Origin of the sequence: Methanobrevibacter sp. UBA412, assembly GCA_002495685.1 — an archaeon.
GTDB lineage: Archaea > Methanobacteriota > Methanobacteria > Methanobacteriales > Methanobacteriaceae > Methanobrevibacter_A > Methanobrevibacter_A acididurans.
This window is the reverse complement of sequence record DAGJ01000024.1, coordinates 9,350-28,617: the sequence shown is the minus strand read 5'-3', so window position 1 is coordinate 28,617 and position 19,268 is coordinate 9,350. Positions and strand designations below refer to the sequence as shown.

15 protein-coding genes are annotated in these 19,268 nt (G+C 26.6%); 7 read left to right on the top strand and 8 right to left on the bottom strand.

Features of this window, described 5'->3' with window-relative positions; all coding sequences use genetic code 11:
- Positions 1-251: 251 nt before the first annotated feature.
- Complete coding sequence (gene fdhD / locus BP997_RS07390) at positions 252-1,004, top strand: formate dehydrogenase accessory sulfurtransferase FdhD (protein WP_413824583.1); 753 nt, start codon at positions 252-254, stop codon at positions 1,002-1,004.
- 12 nt (positions 1,005-1,016) lie between these two features.
- On the opposite strand, the gene hxlB is transcribed toward fdhD, so the two are convergent.
- Entirely contained in the window at positions 1,017-1,607 is a 591-nt protein-coding gene (gene hxlB, locus BP997_RS07385) for a 6-phospho-3-hexuloisomerase (protein ID WP_413824585.1), read from the bottom strand.
- Positions 1,608-1,752: 145 nt separating this feature from the next.
- Here hxlB and BP997_RS07380 point away from each other — a divergent pair, with 145 nt between their 5' ends.
- The 4 genes from BP997_RS07380 (at position 1,753) to lysS (ending at position 7,068) form a co-directional block, all read left to right on the top strand.
- Positions 1,753-2,649 (top strand): LysR family transcriptional regulator, encoded by an 897-nt coding sequence (locus tag BP997_RS07380; RefSeq protein WP_413824588.1) that lies wholly within the window; start codon positions 1,753-1,755, stop codon positions 2,647-2,649.
- Positions 2,650-2,796: 147 nt separating this feature from the next.
- Positions 2,797-3,708 (top strand): carbohydrate kinase family protein, encoded by a 912-nt coding sequence (locus tag BP997_RS07375; RefSeq protein ID WP_413824590.1) that lies wholly within the window; start codon positions 2,797-2,799, stop codon positions 3,706-3,708.
- Positions 3,709-3,878: 170 nt separating this feature from the next.
- Positions 3,879-5,207: a phosphomethylpyrimidine synthase gene (thiC, locus tag BP997_RS07370; RefSeq protein ID WP_413824593.1), complete on the top strand. Its 1,329-nt coding sequence runs from the start codon at positions 3,879-3,881 to the stop codon at positions 5,205-5,207.
- Positions 5,208-5,484: 277 nt separating this feature from the next.
- On the top strand, positions 5,485-7,068 hold the full coding sequence (lysS, locus tag BP997_RS07365; RefSeq protein WP_413824596.1) for a lysine--tRNA ligase: 1,584 nt from the start codon (positions 5,485-5,487) through the stop codon (positions 7,066-7,068).
- A 36-nt stretch (positions 7,069-7,104) separates the two neighbouring features.
- On the opposite strand, the gene BP997_RS07360 is transcribed toward lysS, so the two are convergent.
- From BP997_RS07360 to BP997_RS07335, 6 genes are all read right to left on the bottom strand, one after another.
- Positions 7,105-7,575: a nucleoside deaminase gene (locus BP997_RS07360; protein ID WP_409198150.1), complete on the bottom strand. Its 471-nt coding sequence runs from the start codon at positions 7,573-7,575 to the stop codon at positions 7,105-7,107.
- 58 nt (positions 7,576-7,633) lie between these two features.
- Positions 7,634-8,470 carry a hypothetical protein gene (locus tag BP997_RS07355; protein ID WP_413824598.1) on the bottom strand — a complete coding sequence of 279 codons (837 nt, stop codon included), beginning with the start codon at positions 8,468-8,470 and terminating at the stop codon, positions 7,634-7,636.
- 187 nt (positions 8,471-8,657) lie between these two features.
- Positions 8,658-10,973 (bottom strand): anaerobic ribonucleoside-triphosphate reductase, encoded by a 2,316-nt coding sequence (gene nrdD, locus BP997_RS07350; protein ID WP_409198152.1) that lies wholly within the window; start codon positions 10,971-10,973, stop codon positions 8,658-8,660.
- A 462-nt stretch (positions 10,974-11,435) separates the two neighbouring features.
- On the bottom strand, positions 11,436-14,732 hold the full coding sequence (gene polC / locus BP997_RS07345; protein ID WP_413824600.1) for a DNA polymerase II large subunit: 3,297 nt from the start codon (positions 14,730-14,732) through the stop codon (positions 11,436-11,438).
- A 226-nt stretch (positions 14,733-14,958) separates the two neighbouring features.
- A complete protein-coding gene (locus BP997_RS07340) occupies positions 14,959-15,120 on the bottom strand; it encodes a preprotein translocase subunit Sec61beta (protein WP_409198154.1) in 162 nt (53 codons plus the stop codon).
- Positions 15,121-15,257: 137 nt separating this feature from the next.
- Positions 15,258-15,866, bottom strand: a complete 609-nt coding sequence (locus BP997_RS07335) for a sensor histidine kinase (RefSeq protein ID WP_409198155.1) — start codon at positions 15,864-15,866, stop codon at positions 15,258-15,260.
- A 380-nt stretch (positions 15,867-16,246) separates the two neighbouring features.
- Between BP997_RS07335 and BP997_RS07330 the strand changes: the two genes are divergently transcribed.
- Together BP997_RS07330 and BP997_RS07325 are read left to right on the top strand one after the other, a co-directional pair.
- On the top strand, positions 16,247-17,095 hold the full coding sequence (locus BP997_RS07330) for a response regulator (RefSeq protein ID WP_409198156.1): 849 nt from the start codon (positions 16,247-16,249) through the stop codon (positions 17,093-17,095).
- Positions 17,096-17,178: 83 nt separating this feature from the next.
- The gene (locus BP997_RS07325) at positions 17,179-17,343 is read left to right on the top strand and encodes a hypothetical protein (protein ID WP_409198157.1); all 165 of its coding nucleotides are present in this window, start codon (positions 17,179-17,181) and stop codon (positions 17,341-17,343) included.
- A 36-nt stretch (positions 17,344-17,379) separates the two neighbouring features.
- Here BP997_RS07325 and BP997_RS07320 read toward each other — a convergent pair whose 3' ends face one another.
- Positions 17,380-19,161, bottom strand: coding sequence for a PAS domain-containing protein (locus BP997_RS07320; protein ID WP_413824603.1), 1,782 nt, complete (start codon positions 19,159-19,161; stop codon positions 17,380-17,382).
- Positions 19,162-19,268 lie beyond the last annotated feature (107 nt).

Here is a 19,268-nt window from a genome sequence, read left to right as displayed (position 1 = left end):
TTTTTTAACTTATTTATTGATTTATTTAACTAATAAAGAATATTAAAACTTTATTTTTTAAAAAAATAATTTTTAAGAGATATAAATATTAACGATATGAATATATTTTACATTAAATTAATATAAATAATTTACTAAAATATAATATAACAATAGTTATATAATAAGATTAATAGATAAAAAATAAAAAAAGAATAATAATTAAAATAAAAAAAGAATAAAATCTTATCAACTAAGGAAAGGCATCACCTATGGAAAAAATAAAAAAAGTAAAAGCCATAAAATATGAAAATGAACAATCCCACGAAGTAAGTGAAAAAATTATAAAAGATGAAAATATTAATTTACAAATTAATCAATTACCCCAAAGAAAATTTTCAACATACCCTGAAAACTTAGAAGATTTTGTAATAGGCTATCTTTCAGGAGAAGGATTAATAAACAAAGTAGAGGACATTGAAAAAATTGAAAAAAATGGTAAAAATATTAATATAAGAATAAAACCTACTGAAATAGACACAAAAGGAGGTTGTATCTTATCCGATTGTGGTGGCGGATGGAGATCAGAAATAAAAAAAATAACTCCAGTAAAATCTAATTTAAAAATTAATGCTACAGACATTCTTCAGAATATACAAAGATTAAAAAAAGAAGCACCACTATGGAAACAAACAGGAGGTACACATGTAGCACAAATAATTTATAAAGACAACTACATAATCCGAGAAGATGTAAGTAGACATGTAGCCGTTGATAAAGTAATAGGAGCAGCCATAAATAAAGATTATGATTTATCAAAATCTTATATAACCTATAGTGGACGAATGCCCGCAGATATGGTTATTAAAGTCATAAGAGTAGGAATACCAATATTAATATCAAATGCAGCACCCTCAAATTCAGGTTACGAAATTGCAGAAAAAGGAAATATTACAATGATAGGGTTTGTCAGAGGAAATAGATTTAATATTTATACAAACCCAAATCGGATTAATTTAAACTAAAAATAAAGAAAATTATTCTAAAACGGTATGTCTAGACTTTAAATCACTTTCAGTTTTTCCCATTACTTGCATTAATTCACAAACAAGCCCATCTAAGAATACAAGTGAAGTTATTTCAAAAGCAGTACCCAAAGGAGTTAAAGAAGTGTAATTACCATCAAATTGTCTTTTAAGATAATCTTGATCATCAACTTCAGCTTTAGTCCTACCTCGAACATACAATATAGAATCAGCTAATTTACCTAAAGAAGAATTAGGGTAAGAAGTTAAAGCTAAAACTTTAGATCCTCTATTTTTACTTATTTGAACAGCATTAACAATAGTATTAGTTTCACCAGACCCTGAAATAGCTAATATACAATCATCTTCATATATAGCGGGGGAAATAGTTTCACCTACAACATAAGCACTAAGTCCTAAGTGCATTAATCTCATAGCAAATGCTTTACCTGCAAGACCTGATCTTCCAGCCCCTGTAACAAAAATATTTTTAGAAGTAGTTAAAATTTCAATGAATTGATTAATGCTATCTTCAGTTAAATATTCTTCAGCATTTTCAATATTCTTTAACATCGCTTTAATTGATGTTTTCATTAATTCCATAATTTTTAGCCAACCTTAATATTTATAAAAAGTTTCAATAATATTATTAATAAAATTTGATAATAAAAATAATTATTAAATATATATAATAATTTAAATATTTATAATTATTTATTTTAAAAATAAAAAACAGAGATTAAATCATATGAATGAAAATAATATAAAACCTAAAATTGAATTAGATATTAATGGGTACATTTATAATTATAAATTATTTGAATCATTAAAATCATTGAAAAAAACCCAATCCATAAGAAAAACATCTCAAAAATTAAATATTTCTCATTCAGCATTAGATAGAAAAATAAAAAATGCAGAAAATAAATTAGGGTTTAAATTAGTTAAAAATAATTATGGTTCAGGAACTACTTTAACAAAAGAAGGTTTAAATTTAATTAAAATTTATAATCAATATCAAATTAGACTTAACGAATCAAATAAAATAAATATTGCTGGAGGACATATTGTCTCAGGACTTTTAGAATCAATTAGCAATGATATCCCATTCGATATATCAGTATTTAGTAGTGATGATGAAAGTGCATTTGAATTAGGAAAAAGGAATTTAATTGATATTTTAGCTTTAGACGATCCATTAATTGGTTTTCAAAATAACTTAGATTTCACAGCCATAGGTTATGATTATCTCACTTTAGTTTCTAATAATAAATCTTCACCAATTAAAACTATAGAAGATTTGAATGGGAAAAATTTTGTTAGTGTAAAAGGTAGTGCCCAGAGATTAGTATGGGATACTTTAAAACAAAAACATGTGAAATTTAATATTATAAAAGAAGTTAAATCCCAATTTGATGCATTTAAAATAGTTAAAAATAATTCAGATTTATACACTTTTTTAAATGCTAGTTATTTTCACGGAAATGATATTTTAAAAGTAGAAACTAATCATATTATTAGTTTAATAGAAGTTAATGATAATAAAAAAGAAAATAAAGAATTTATAGAATACATGTTGAATAAAGGTCAAAATAAAATATTTGAGCAAGGGTTCAAACCAATAAAACCTTGGAAAATTAACTAATAAAAAAAGATTTTAAAATGAGTATTTGTTAAAATACTTTTCATGTGGTAGGAAAAATTAGAATAATATTAAAGTATAAAATTTAATATGAAATATTGTGAAAATAATTCTAATTAAAATAATTTAAAAATAAAGGTGACTATTTTTATGACAAAAAAAGATTTACTTACAATTGGACATACTGCTTTAGATTGTATAATAACTGTTGATGAATTTCCTAAAGCAAACACATCATCTGCTATTAATTCTATGAAAAATTTAAATGGAGGTGCTGCTGCTAATGTTGCTATGGTTGCAGCCACAATGGGTTTAAAAACTTCTTTAATATCTGCTGTTGGGGGAGAATTTAAAAATTCTAAATATGCTAAAGAAATGATAAATAAAGGAATAGATATTGATTCAATGATTGTAGTTGATAATGAAACTACACCTACAGCTTTTGTTTTTACAAATAATAATAACGATCAAATTAGTTATTTTTATTGGGGAGCGGGTAAGAATTTTAAAAATTCAAAAACACCAGATAAAGCTATTGCAGAATCTAAAGCCGTGCATTTGGCTACTGGAGATCCTGATTTTAATTGGAAATGTGGTAAAAAAGCTAGAACTGAAGAAAAATTGATATCTTTTGATCCCGGTCAAGATTTAGGTATGTATAATCCTGAACGACTTAAAGAGGTTATTGGTGATATTAATATATTATTTGGAAATCATTTTGAAATCGAAAGAATACAAAATAGTTTAAATTTAGATATTAATGGATTGATAGAATTAGGTCCTCAAATAGTTGTTAAAAGTTGTGGAGAAAAAGGTAGTAAAATTTATAGTGAAGATGGTAAAATTGATATTGAAGCTATTTATAAGCCCGCTGTTGACCCAACCGGTGCTGGAGACTCTTATAGAGCAGCATTTTTAAGTAAATTTTTAAATGGATATTCTCTAGAAGAATGTGCCAAATTTGCATCTTCTGTTTCAAGTTTCATTGTAGAAAAAAAAGGTTGTCAAACTAATATTCCTTCTTTAGTAGAAGCCACTAATAGAATGAAAGAATTCTATTAATTTTCTATTTTCTATTTTCTATTTTTTTGATTAATTTTATATATAATAAAGTTAAAGTCTTAAATATAATTCAAATAAGCTTAAATTAAATTAAAATTTAATTGATTCAAGTTTAATTGATTTTAATTAAAATTACAATTAAAAAAAATAGTATAAGATGTGAGCAAAAAATGACCCAATTAACAAGTGCAAAAAAAGGTATAATTACTGACGAAATGAAAACTGTAGCGAAAAAAGAGGGAAAATCTGAAAATTTTATATTAAATTCCGTAAAAAATGGAACAATAGCTATTCCTAAAAACATAAATCACGACATAAAAGCATCAGGAATAGGTAAAGGATTAAAAACTAAAGTAAATGCAACAGTAGGAACTTCAACAGACATAGTAAATTTTGATGAAGAAGAATTAAAAGCCCAAATAGCAATAGATAATGGAGCAGACTGTTTAATGGAATTAAGTATTGGTGGAGACTTAGATGAAATTAGAAGAAGAATACTAAAAATGTCCTCATTACCAGTAGGAAGTGTACCAGTTTACCAAGCAGCAATTGAAAGTATAAGAAATCAAGGATCTGCAATATACATGGATGAAGATTCCATGTTCAAAACAATAGAAAAACAAGCTAAAGATGGAATTGACTTCATGGCTATCCATTGCAGTGTTAATATCGAAACATTAGCAAGATTAAAAAAACAAGGAAGAAAAACAGGTTTAGTAAGTCGTGGAGGAGCATTTATCTCTTCATGGATTGTGGAAAATGAAAGAGAAAATCCTTTATACAAAAATTTTGATTACATACTAGAAATCGCTAAAGAATATGATGTAGTAATGTCCATGGCAAATGCAATGAGAGCAGGATCAATTGCAGATTCAACAGATAGAGCACAAGTACAAGAATTAATAGTACTAGGGGAATTAGTAGATAGAGCAAGAGAAGCTGGAGTTCAAACAATGATAGAAGGACCCGGACACATACCACTAAACGAGATTCCGGCAAATGTTACAATACAAAAGAAACTTTGTAGAGACGCACCATTTTATATGTTAGGACCTTTAGTATGTGATATTGCACCAGGATATGATCACATAGTATCTTCAATAGGAGCTGCAGCTTCTGCAAAAGCTGGTGCTGATTTTATATGTTATGTAACTCCTGCAGAACATTTAGCATTACCCTCCCCTCAAGATGTTAAAGATGGAGTTATTGCAACAAGAATAGGCGCATATGTTGGAGATATGGCTAAAGGAGTCCATAATGGAGAAAAAGACTTAATTATGGCTAATGCACGTAAAAATTTAGATTGGGAAGCACAATATGATGCAGCAATGTGCCCAGAAGATGCACGTGCAAAAAGAGATGAAAGACCTCCTGAAGATTCCGATACTTGTACCATGTGTGGGGATTTCTGTGCGATAAAAATAGTTAATGAATGGTTAGATCGTGCTGAACCGGACTTTTTCGATGATATGCACAATGCAAATTCTGAAAAAAATTAATAATATTAAATGAAGTAAAAAAATCATTTTTACTTCAATAATTTTTTTAAAACAAAAACCAACACTCTTTTTTAAAAAACAAAAACATTAAAAAACTATTTTTCAAAATTCTTAATCTTTTTATAATATGATTTAAAAATATAAATCATAAGAATTATTTGATTCTTATAATTAATATTCTCATTTTAAAAAAAATTTTATTAAAAAATACTAAATTTTATTTATTATTGAAATTAATTAAATTAAAAAAACATACAATTATTATAATGGTGAAACAATGGAACATTGGATAGAACGAATAGTTAATGATTTATATGAAATGGATGTTGGCAAACATACGATAGCTAGTGGAACATCTATATCAGGATCCATACATATAGGAAATTCATGTGATGTATTTATAGCAAATGCAATAGGGAAAAAATTAAGAGAATTAGGATCAGAATCTGAAACAATATGGATAGCAGATGACCATGACCCTCTCAGAAAGGTACCTTATCCCTTACCAGAAAATTACGACAAATATTTAGGAATGCCTTATTCAAACATCCCCTGCCCAGATGGATGTTGTAAAAATTTTGTAGAACATTTTGAAAAACCATTTTTATCAACATTAAACCAATTTGGTATAGAACTTACAACCAAATCCGGATTTCAAATGTATAAAAACGAGGAATACAATGATTACATAAAAATTGCCCTAAATAAAGCAGATGAAATAAGATCAATAATGAACCAATACCGAAGAACACCATTAGCTGAAGATTGGTTACCATATAATCCTATCTGCGAAAAATGTGGAAGAGTAAACACAACCACAGCATATGATTTCCAAGGCGATAAAGTATCTTACAAATGTGAATGTGGACATGAAGGAGAAGTAGATTTTAAAACAGGAAATGGTAAGTTAACTTGGAGAGTGGAATGGGCTGCAAGATGGAAAATTTTTGAAATAACATGTGAACCATTTGGAAAAGACCATGCTGCAAGTGGAGGATCATATGATGTTAGTAAAATTATCACCAAAGATATTTTTAACTACGAAGCACCATACCCTGTACCTTATGAATGGATTACATTAGACGGAGAAGCAATGAGTAAATCCCATGGTGTATTCTTTACACCTCAACAATGGTTAAAAATCGGACCCGCAGAAAGTCTAAATTATTTCTTATTTAGAAGTAAACCAATGAAAGCAAAAGATTTCTCACCAAAAATGCATTATTTAGATTTAATGGATCAATTTGACACTGTTGAAAAAGTATATTTCAATGAAGAAGAAGCACCTTCAGAAAAAGAAGGGAAAAAATTCAGAAAAATATATGAAATATCTGAAATAACAAATGATAAAACAATGCCTTTTAGACCACCATATAGATTCTTAGTTAATGCATATCAAATAGCTGGAAATGATTTGAAAACAATATATGGAATATTAAAAAGAAATTCACAATTAAGTCCATATTATCAGGAAAAAGAATTTGAAGATTTAACTGAATTAGAATTAGCACAATATCAAGAAAGAGTTAATAATGTTAAAAATTGGTTAGAACTTTATGCTCCAAAATTTGTCAAATTCGAAGTACAAAGAAAAAATATTCCAAACTTACCTCTTCAAGATGCACAAATATCATTTTTAAAAGATTTAGCAGATATTATGGAAGAAAAAGAATTTACACAGTCTAAAGATTTACACGACGAAATGTATGAGATTTTAGAAAAGTATGAATTGAAACCACAAAAAGGTTTTCAAGCTATATATAAAATGATACTAGGTAAAAAACAAGGCCCACGTGCTGCTTCATTCCTTTTAACATTAGACAAAGATTTTGTTATTAAACGATTACGTCAAGAAGCATAAATATTAAAATCTTTTTCTTTTATATTTTTTAAAATATTAAAAAATATTTGTAGAATTACCTACTTTTTCTAGTTCACTATCCCATTGCAATTGATTATTTTTAATATAATTTAAAAGTAAATCCCGACATTCTAAAATATTTAAAACATCCACTTTAACACCATTTTCTCTTAATAAATCTTCTGCACCCATTAAAGATTTATTTTCACCAATTACAACTCTTGAAATATTATATAATAATATTGCACCAGAACACATTGGACAAGGTGAAAGAGTAGTGAATAATGTTATTTCTTTATAATCTTCACCAGATAATCTACCTGCATTTTCTATTGCATCCATTTCAGCATGAAGTATAACAGAACCATTTTGAATTAATTTATTATGTCCTTTAGATATAATTTTATTATTTTTAACTAAAACAGCACCAATAGGAATCCCTCCTTCCATTAAAGAAATTTTAGCCTCGTTAATAGCTATTTTCATAAAAGAAGAATCATTACACATAAAAAGCACAGCTTTAAAAAAAAGTATTAAAGAATAAAAAATAAAAAAAATTCTTTAATTAATCAATCTTTGTAGATTTATTTTTTATTCTATCAAATAATCCTCTTTCGGATTGAGATTTAATAACTTTATTAAGTTTCTTATTTTGTTCTTCAAGTTTATTGATAGTTTTAGTTTTACTAGATAAATCTGTATGAAGTTTATCATTACTTTTAGTACGATTAGATATATTTTCTTTGAGTTTTATAACTTCATCTTCAAGTTTAGCAATTTCCCCTTTCATATTATCCTTTTTATTAGATTGAGACTCTTTAATATTATTTAATTCACGATTAGAATTAGATAGTTCAGTTTTGAGTTTAGGTATAGTGTCCTGATTAAGTTTAGATAATTCTTTATTGATATTTTTTAACTCTGATGATTTTTTATTTAATTCATTTGTTTTATCTTTAAGATTTTTTTGAGTATTTTTTAACTCTTCTGCCAATTCATTATAAGATTCATCAGATTTTTTAGAATCTTTTTGAGATTTATTAGATTCTTTAGAATTTTCAACTTCAGCTAAACCTTTTTCTTCAATCTCTAAAATTTGAGATTCTAATTCATCGAATCTAACTTTAGCCAATTGAAGATCAGCACCTTTTTTAGCTACACTATCACTTAAATCAGCATTAATTTCTAATTGATTGAAATATTTCTTTGTACTTTCTTCCAAAGCATCTGTTAGCTCTTTTTTAAGTTTTTTAAGCTCTTTATTTTCTTTCTTAAGTTGAGGTACTACATTATTAGTTAAATGGTCTAATTCTTCTGCTTGATTTTTAATTTTTTGATTTTTATCTTTTATCTGTTTCTTTAAAGTATCAATTTGTTCTTTTTCTTCGGAAATATAAACCACCTTTATATATAAGATAAATGAAGTAAATTTAAATTAAAATAATTTACAAACATAACCTTTAATTATTGTTATAAATTTTATTTTATAATTATTTAAAGTTTATTATAAAAAATTTTAAAAATAAGAAAAAATGAGAAAAATAAAATTAATTAGGATAATAAAAATTTAAAAATGAAAAGAAAAATAATTATTCATTTTCAAATCGACGACGGTCCATAAGTTCTTGTTTCTTACCAGCATTCCATCCACCATTAGATGATTTTGCATGGCCTACTTGTTGAACATAACCAGTAATACGATCATACCATTCAACTTCATCAGTTTCACCACATGTTGGACATTTATTGTTTAAACCTTTCATTAATGTTTTACATTTTAAACAAAAGCTTAAAGCTGAACTGTAAGCCCAGAATCCTATATCACTATTTTTAGCAATCTTTTCAGTTAAACTCATTAAACTGTCAGGATCACTGTAAGACTCACCCATGAAAGCATGGAAAATATGTCCACCAGGAGTGTAACGATGATATTGTTCTTCTGTTTTGATTTTACTTACTAATGAAACATCTGTATCAACAGGTACATGACTACTGTTAGTATAGTAATAAGCACCTTGTGTTCCATTCAATATAGCTTTATCCCCAAACATTTCATGATCTAAAGATGCAAATCTATATGCTGTACTTTCTGCAGGAGTTTGAATAGTACTCCAACGTAAACCTGTTTCTTCTTGTAAATCGTGTGCATGGTCGTTTATATATTTTACAACTTTAACACCAAATTTATTACTATCTTTATCTTCTATACCTGCACCAAATAATGCAAGTAACATTTCATTTAATCCATTAAAACCAAAGGACAATGTTGCATTATTTATGTGATAATAAGTATCATCTTCATAGTCTTGGGTGAGGAAAGGTAATATATTCCAATCATTTAAGGCATGTAACCCTTGTTGACGACGAATCATTAATACTTCTTCAACCATTTTCATTTTGTCATCTAATTGTTCAAATACTTCATCTTCATCTTTAGAAGTATATCCCATTCTTGGAAGATTCATTGTACAATAAGCAAGGTTTCCTGTCCGTAAACAATCAGTTTCCCAGTCCCCAGTCCAGTTATCTTGTAATTGTGTTCGGCAACCCATATAATTAGCCATATTTCCACGGTAATCAGGGAACATATTTACAAAATAACTAGATCCATACTTGGCACTTAATTCATGCACTAATCTTAAATCTTCTTCATAATCTCCTTTATAAGTTTCAGGTCTTAAAGTGTAAATAGTATTTGGGAATAAATGAGGTTTTCCTTCAGCATCTCCTTTAAGTAACATTTCAGTAAATGCTCTTTCTATCATACGAGTTTCTTCTTCAAAATCACCATAGGTCCCTACATTTAATCCATTTGGTCCATATGCAGTTACATCTTTTAAGAAGTCAGGCACTCCAAATTCTAATTGCATACTTGTAAATGGTACTTGTGAACCTCTTGCAGCATATGCCATGTTTAAATTATATATTAACATTTGCACACATTGTTTAACTTCTTCATAAGATCTACCACGAGCAAATGGAGCAACAAATACATTCCATAAACTCATAGCTTGTCCACCACTCATATTTTGTTGAGCTGCAAGCATTACTTCCCCAGTATGGTTCATTAATGTTTCCATATGTGAAGGTGCACTAGCCACACTTGTATGATCTCCAGAACCATCAACTTTTAAACCATATTTAATAAAAGATCTTATATCATGTTGTAAACAATTTAACGGTCTAGATGCAAAGTATTCTAAATCATGGATATGAATATCCCCACTCATATGAGCATCTGCTAATTTAGTAGGTAACATATGTAATAATGCATATTGTTTTAATGCTTCATCTGCAACATATTTATGTATGGTTTCAGGATTATGCATCATATTTGCATTACTTCTATTACCATTTTCAATTAAATTAGTAATATTATAAACTGGAATTCCTAAACGTGTATATTTACTTCTTAAATCTTCTAACCCATATTCAACAAGTTTTGTATTAACAATTTCTCTTATCATAGGAGCAGTTAAATATTCAACATCTAATTTTTTAAGCTCTTTCCATACATCTGAAGCAATTTGAAATGCTGTTTCTTGACTTGCACCTGTTTCTTCTATTAATGTATTTGCTATTCTTGATAAATCAAATGGTTCTATTTTATCTCTTGAAGTTCTAACTTTTAAAGTTACTTTTGCTAAGTATTTATTTGCTGCTTCTGGATCAACTACTTCTAAATCTTCATAAACCATTTTTTTAATTTCTTTAGTTGTTATTCCATCATATAATGACCCTACAACATCTGAAACTATTTTTTCACATTCAAAAAATGGAGCTTCAACCATTACTAAAGATTTTAATAATTTTTCATAAGTAAATTTTTCAACAACACCACTATTTTTTACTACAGTTAATTTAACTTTTGGTGTAACTACACCAGTTTTGAATTTGTTTTCCATTATATAATACCCCACATTGGTAATAAATAAAAAATTTCTATTTTTTTTTTTTTTCGTGAAAATAATTTATTTTATATAATAAAGTTGTTTATCCTTACTATTATATAAATGTTCGTAACTTTACTAAAGGTTCGTAAATAAACAAAATGAATTAATTATTTTGTGCAAAAATGCATTAATAAATAATTAAATCACAATATTAAAACCAAAAATCACGGAAACTTAACATATTATATTCTGTGAAAATAAGTATATAAAATTAATCAAAGTATTACTTCAAAGAGAATAAATAAGATAAAAAGAGGAGTAATAAATATTAAATTTAAATAAATAATTAATAATCATTAATTTAAGAGAGTATAAATCAATAATAAAGATATAACAACAGAAAAATAGTAATTCTGAATATTAAGGATAGTTAAATAAAATAAAAAAAATTTTAAAAAGTAATACTAAAAAAGATTAACCAAAGAATATATCTAAAGAACTTTGCTTAGATTTATCACTTTCAAATAAAGAATTAATACCAAATTCTTGAATTTCTAATCTTTGAGATAAATAATGAGAAACTGGATATCTATTAACTAAATTTTGGGATATTTCAAGATATTTAGTAACTGAACCTTTAGAAACACTCATAACAAGGTTACCTCCACACTTACATTTACCTGTAAGTGGCATTCTCCTATATTTAGCATTACATTTAGTACATCTAACTTTCTGTCTAGAAAATGCTCGAACATTCCCCATAATATCAGGTAAAAAATGAGAAGAAAGAACACCTTCAACAACACCACGTTGATCAACAGCTCTAACTTTTTCAGCAAGATTAATTTGAGCTTCAACTTTATCAGGCATTGAATTTAACCTTTTATAAAGACAAAGATGAGGTCCAGCATGAATACTAGAAGTATGATGAGAAAACATTAAATTTTCATATTGTTCTGGAGTACCAAGATGCATTCCAACATTATCAACATACTCTAAAAGTTCTGAAGGTTTATATGGCTTTTGAGTTTTTTCAAAAAATTCTAAAGAAAATTTAGACATAATATCTACTTTCTGAGATTCATCATCTATTTCTTCAGGATCAATTCTAGAAGATAAAACTAATGGAGCATCCATACTTCCTCCACGAGTACTTGGAAGATAAGATTTTGAAAAATTAATTAAAGCATCTAACAAAAGAATAACACTGTCTTCATCACTATCACAATTTCTTCTTTTAGCAGAATGGAAATAAGGATGAGCATAACAAGCTAAAGCTTCTGTAAACCCTACAATACGACCTAAAACACCTGCAGATGTATGAGGAGCTAAACCTGCAATTAATTGACCGATTAAATCTTCTTTACAGGTAGCATTATAAAAACGATCCATTCCATAAAATTTTTCTAATAAATCATCTATATAATTGGCCACATTAACTAAATATTCTCCACAATTTGTAGAAACAACAATATCCTGAACTTTTAGTTCAATAATTTGATTTTCATTTTCAATTGGTTGACCATAACAATCGTGTTCATAACCCATATCCAAAAGTTTTTTTACAGTAACCCCAATTTCACTTGGAATAAAATGTGTTAATGGTAAATCTGTAGAATCATGTCTAATAGTAGCTTCTTTAAAAGTATATACATTATTTTTAGCTCGTAAAATACCTTTTTCTAAAGGTTCAGGTAATTTATCCTCAGAAATTAAACCTACAACACCTTTCATTTCATCAACTTGTCTTACTCCAACATTATCTGAAGCTTTTTTTAACATTGCCCCTAAATTAATTGTTCTTGTTTTAGGATTGCCTTTTATAGTTGGTGTTCCACAATTAGGACATAAAGATGAAAATGAAATTGATTGACATTCAGGGCATTTTCTTCTTGCAATATCAACTCTAATATTACCTTTTTTAGCAGCTTCTGCAATTAATCTTCTACTTCCACCATCATGACCTATGGGGAAAAGTGAATGAGGTGCAGGTTTCATTAATCTTTCTTTAGATTTTTCAGGCCGACCCACACGAGTTCCTATATAAGTAGGAGCTTTATTTTTAATTTCAATATTAGAAATATCATTTAAAGCATCAATAGTACTATCTTTAGATTCATCTAGATTATTAGTTAAAGTATGTAATAACGCATAGGCTATTTCCGAATTAATTAGTACTTTAGAATCTTTTAATTCATGAGGTATTCCTAATACTTCTAAAATACGTTTTTGGTAAGAAAGATCTAAGACAAAAACTTCACCTTCAATAAAAGAATCTTTAAAAGAATTTAACCATTTGATTAAAGCATTCAAATCTTTTATTGTAACATCATTATAGTAATAGACATAATTAGGGTGTAAAGGAACATCATATTCTTCTGAAAAATTAAATGCTTCCTTAGCAGATAATTTTTCAGTTTCAAGTTTTTCCAAATCTAAATTTTTATTATCATTAATATATTTCTTGGAATTTCTAATTGTTTCAATCCACCACTCCTCACACCAAGCAGCACCTAACATTGGTTGATTGTTTCTTAAAAATTCTCCAAATGCAACTAGCATATCTCCTAAAAAGAGAATTTCAGAAACATTATTTTTAACTTTCTTAGCTTCCTTAACAGTATCCACTTTAATTACATTACCATTTTTAAGTTTAACAATAGGCCCATCAATAGAATCTACTGGAACAACACAAGTTCCTTTACCTGGAAATTCGATTTTTAGTTGAGTACCTACCGCTAAAAATCCCACTAATTCCATAGTTGCAGGATTAACACCCATAGCAGCTAAACCAGTATTTCGAGACCGCCCATATCTTAATCTAAAAGCCCCTTTTTCAGAAGGATAACCTAATACTGGTCTACCACCAATAATATCTTGGATATATTTAGGTGAGGAATCTTCTTTATTTTCATCCTCTTTTTCATCCTCTTTAGGTTTTTCATGTGTAAACTCCTTTAACCAATCCCAACCAGGTAACCCTAATGTATTTGAATATTTGATAATCTTTTTAGCTTTTTGGACAATTCCTTCAATCATAGCAAGAAGTGCTCCACCCCGAATATTATTTGTTTCTACCCTTTCCATATCTTTATGTGAAACTTCAATCTGATCAGTAGCTTCTCCAGTTACTTCAACTGGTATATTACTTGCAGCAGTTCTTACTTCATCAGAAGTTGGAGAATATTGAAGATTAGTAACTTCTGATTCATATAACTCAACTTCTTCAACATATCTTTCTATTTCATCATTAATAGGTTTATAATTACTTAATCCAGTGGCAAGTTTAATTTTATCCCCTAATAAAACAGCTAATGCAGCAGCAGTACCTCCAGCACTACGAATAGGTCCAGCAAAATAAACAGCTAAATATTTAGTATTATCAAAATTCTTTTTAATAGCAACTTTAGCTATGCCTTCTAATGGAGCTGCAACAACCCCTTCAGTCAATATAGCTAAAGCAGTCCTTAAACCTTGATCAGCAAGTTGTTCTTTCTTTTCAGCTTCTTTTTCCCCAGTTTCATCAACATCTTGAGAAGCTATTTCAGCAGCTATTTGAAATGCAACTTCTTCCCTACTCATATCATTTTCTAATTCTTTGATTCGTTTAGCTATACCTTCTGGACCTACAAGCCCCTCTACTCTTTCTGCTAAATCCTTTGCTAATGGAATTTCAGTTTTAGTTTCAACATCTAAACCTTTAGATCTAGCTTTATTAGCTATTTCATACAAATCTTTTGTTTCTTGCTCTAATCTTTTGAAATAATCCATTATATCACTAAATAACTGTATTAATTAAAATTTTTATATTATCTATTCATTATTTTTTTTAATTTAGATTTTATATACAAATAATATGTGTATAAAAATTCAATATTAAAATTTTTTTATTTAATGTTAATAAAAAAAATATTTAAAAATAAAAAATAATTTAAAAATAGAAGAATACTTTTTTCAAAAAAGTAATAAAAAATATTTATTGTTAAATTTAAATTGTTTAAACTGAGTATCTTAAAACGAAACAGAAAATAGCTAAGATAATTGTTACAACAACGATAACTTCAGGAGAAAGTTTTGGTCCTACACTTTCATCATCAAAATATCTTACTAAACCCGCACCACTCATAGGCATACTCATTTTATCATCTTTCTTTGCCATTCAAACACCTATAATTAGTTAAATTGATTAATTTAAAATTGAATTTAATAATAAAATTTAAAAAATTCATATACTATATTTTAGATAAGTTCTTTATACTATTTAAACTTGAGTTAAAAAAAATAAGAATAAATTCTTCATTGTTCAATAGGGAATTTAATAATATATTTTGTACCATTTTCTTTATCAAGAGTTAAATCAGCATTTATTTGGCCAGCTAAACTATAAATAATAGTCATACCTAAAGAATTACCCGGACCAACATCCTCAGGCATTCCCACACCATCATCACTTATTATTAAAATAGCATCAGATTCATCTTTTTTTAAACTAATATTCAAATTACCCTCCTCATTATTCGGAAAAGCATGTTTTGCAGTATTAGATAAAATTTCATTAATTATTAAGCCTAAAGGAATAGAAACATCTAATTTTACTTCAATATCCTCAGCATCAATATTTGTAGTAATATTAGGTTGAGAACTTAAAGCATTCATATCTCTAACAAAAGAAGTCAAAAAACTATTTAAATTAACATGTGCAATATCTTCTGATTCATAAACCTTTTCATGAGATAAGGCCATGGATCTAATTCTTTCACCAGATTTTTCAATAATTTCTTTTTTTGTAGAAGTATCAAAACGACCCTCTAAATTCAATAAACTTATAAGTACTTGCAAATTATTTTTAACATCATGATGAACATCTCTCAACAGCTTTTGTTCACCCACATATTCTCTAGCCATAATCAATTCCTCCAAAGTCTAAAAAAATTTTAATTTTTAATCAAATTTTTTTCAAATTAAATATTCCTCCAAAAATTTTAAAATGAAACATATCAGAGAAAAATTCATTATTATAGTATAATCTATTAAACTTATTATTTAAATTTTAAATTATTAAAAAATTTATAAAAATAAAAATGAAAATTATAATAAAATTTATATACAATACAGAAAAAATAAATAGATATATAAAAAATTTAAAATTTTAAGATTTCCATATCATATTTTTTTAAAAAGATATAATAATTAAAAAATTATTTAATTCTTTTTAAAAATTAATAAATTAAAATTTTTACACATAAAACTTTTAAATTAAGGAATTATATTAAGGAAGAAAAAAGATGTCCAAAAAGAAAATTCTTATTGTTGAAGACGAACTCATAACCGCAACTGATATAAAATTTCGTCTTGAAGACATGGGTTATGAGATTATAGGAATTGTTTCAGACGGAGAAAAAGCAATCGAAACAGCATTAAACAAAAAACCAAATCTTGTTCTTATGGATGTTGGTCTGAAAGGAGATATGAATGGAATAGAAGCATCCCAAAAAATATTAGAAGATGGAATAAATGTTATTTATTTAACTGGGCATGATGGTCAAAAAATTCTTGAAGAATCAAACTTTACTAATGTTGATGTAATTAAAAAGCCCTTTGATGATAATGAATTTAAAAACGCAATAGAAGAAAGTATTGGGAAATCAGAAGCAGCAAATAAAGAAACAATTCCAAAACAACCCCAAAAGAAACCAATAAAAAAACCAAATCAACAAAAAGAAAACAAAACTGCAGAAGTTTCTAAAGAAAACAAAGATACCATTTTAGTAGTTGAAGATGAAATGATTACTGCATTAGACATTAAATTAAGACTTGAAGATTTTGGTTATAATGTTCCAGGAACTATTGCTTACGGAGAAGAAGCAGTTAAAAAAGCTGATGAAGTTAATCCCGATTTAATTCTTATGGATATAATGTTGAAAGGGGAAATGAATGGTATTGAAGCTACACAAGAAATACAAAAAACAAAAGATATACCAATTATATTTTTAACTGCAAATACCAATAAAGAGATAATTGAAAATGCATTAAAAACTACACCTTCAGGTTATATATCTAAGCCATTCAATGATCGTGAATTAAAGTATATTATCAAAATTGCAATTAAAAAATCTAAAGATTCTAAAAATTAAAACATTTTGGAGATTAAAAAATTAACGATAAAAGTAGTATATATGATTATGATAAAGAAACATTAATCAATTTAGAAGATTCTTTGCAAATATTAAAAAAAGAATATTTAACTCAAATATACTCATTTATAAAATCAGATGACTGTGTTGAAGCAAGCCATCTTTTATTAAATTTACAAGATTTAAATATAGAAATAAAAAAATTTCAAAAAAGATTAGAAGAACTTGATCAAACTGAAAAAAAATAAAAATTCTATTTTCTAAAGAAATATTAAAACTTTAAATTAAACACTTTCTTGTTCTAAAAATATATCAATTAAAGTATTAAATTCTTTTCTTTTGATTTTTAAACTACCTTTCAATTCATTGACTAAATATTTGAGAATTTTAGTTGATAAATCAGATTGAGCATAAATATTTGTAACACTAGTTTCTACAAAAATAGAAATATGTTTCTGTACATTTAAATCTACTCGCATTATAACTTCTTCTTCTTGATAAGTAGAAACTTCTCTTATTATATTATCTATAATTTCATTTATTATTAATGCTAAGATAATCATTGTCTTTCTGGACACAAAAATATTAGCTAAAACTTTAACATTAAAATTCACATTAGTTACATTATAAAATTTTAATTGAACTTTAATAAATGGATTTAATGTATCAATAACATTAATTGAAGATATATTAGGAGATTCATGTATTTTTTCTTGAATTAAATTTAAAGCATTACGTCTATTCTGAGATTTTTCCACAATGAATTTAGGGCTAAAATTTTCAGTATTTAACTTTAAATCTGTTTGATTCAAAATATTATCTAATATTTTTTGAGATTCATAATGCATCTCTTTAATTGCATTTTCTCTTTGGTCTAATTCATTTAATAATTTATATCTACTTTCATTAATTTCAGTCCTATCTTGGATAAAACCATTAATTGATACAATTTTCCCATTATTCTCATACTGAATTTTAGAGTATAAATATAAATATTTTAATTTACCTTCATCATTTTTAATCCTAAACTCTGAAATTGCATCATTTTTTGTCCTAATAGATTTAATCCATGTTTTTTCAAATAAATTTTTATCTTCATCTATAATGTAATCAAATAAATCAGATTTGAGTGATTTATAAGTTGGTAATTTACCCATAATTGTTAAATATTCAGGAGACCAAGTTATTTCCGCATTATTAATTTTTTGTTTAAACACTGCAATATTTCCAATACTTCTAAGAGTTTGAATCTCATTATTATTATTAAATGAAATTTCATTTAATAAATTTTGTTTAGTAACATCAATAGCTGTAAGTAAAACTGCAGGATTATTTTTATAAGACATTGCAGATAAAAAAATTTTAAAACTACATTCAACACCATTAACTTTTGTTTTTAAATCTTGATTATGATAAAAATATTTACCCTCATTTAAATCGTTAAATGCTTTTAATAATTGATTATCGTCAGCTCCAGGAAAATTCATTCCAGGATACAATTTTAAACCCTCTAATTGTTCTACTGATTTTGAAATTAGATTAGCAAATGAATTATTAACATAAACAATTACTTTATCTTGAATAAAACATATAGCTTCAGATGAAGACTTTAAAACACGCGGAGAAATTTGTTTAAAATATTTATTTCCTATAGATGAAGATAAACATACATAAGAGTGAGGAGTTCTTATAATAGTTATTTTAAAATTATGCATTAAAACATCATCTTGAAAAATGAAAATATTGAATTTACACTCTGAATTCTCCTCCATATTCTCCAAAATTTCTTTTAAACCTAAATCTTTAAAAATAGGAAGGGATTCAAAAAAAGGTTGATTGATTTCAAATTTAAATATGTGATTTAAAACTACATGATTAAAAGAATTTGAATATTTGATTTTATAATCATTTGTTCCCAAATCTAATATCAAATTAGCTGAATCTGAATCGGAACTTTCATTAATTCCATTATCAACTCCATTAGAATAATCAAAAAATGTTTGATCATCAATGAAGACTTCTTTCTTTTCTTCAGACCCTATAAATTTTAAAATAAATTTAATCATTTTTCTAAAAACCTAAAAATAATTTATTATAAATAATAATTTTTTTAATCTTAATGTTTTATATAATTTGTTAAAATATTTATTGGCACTGTCAAAAACTTAGTTGA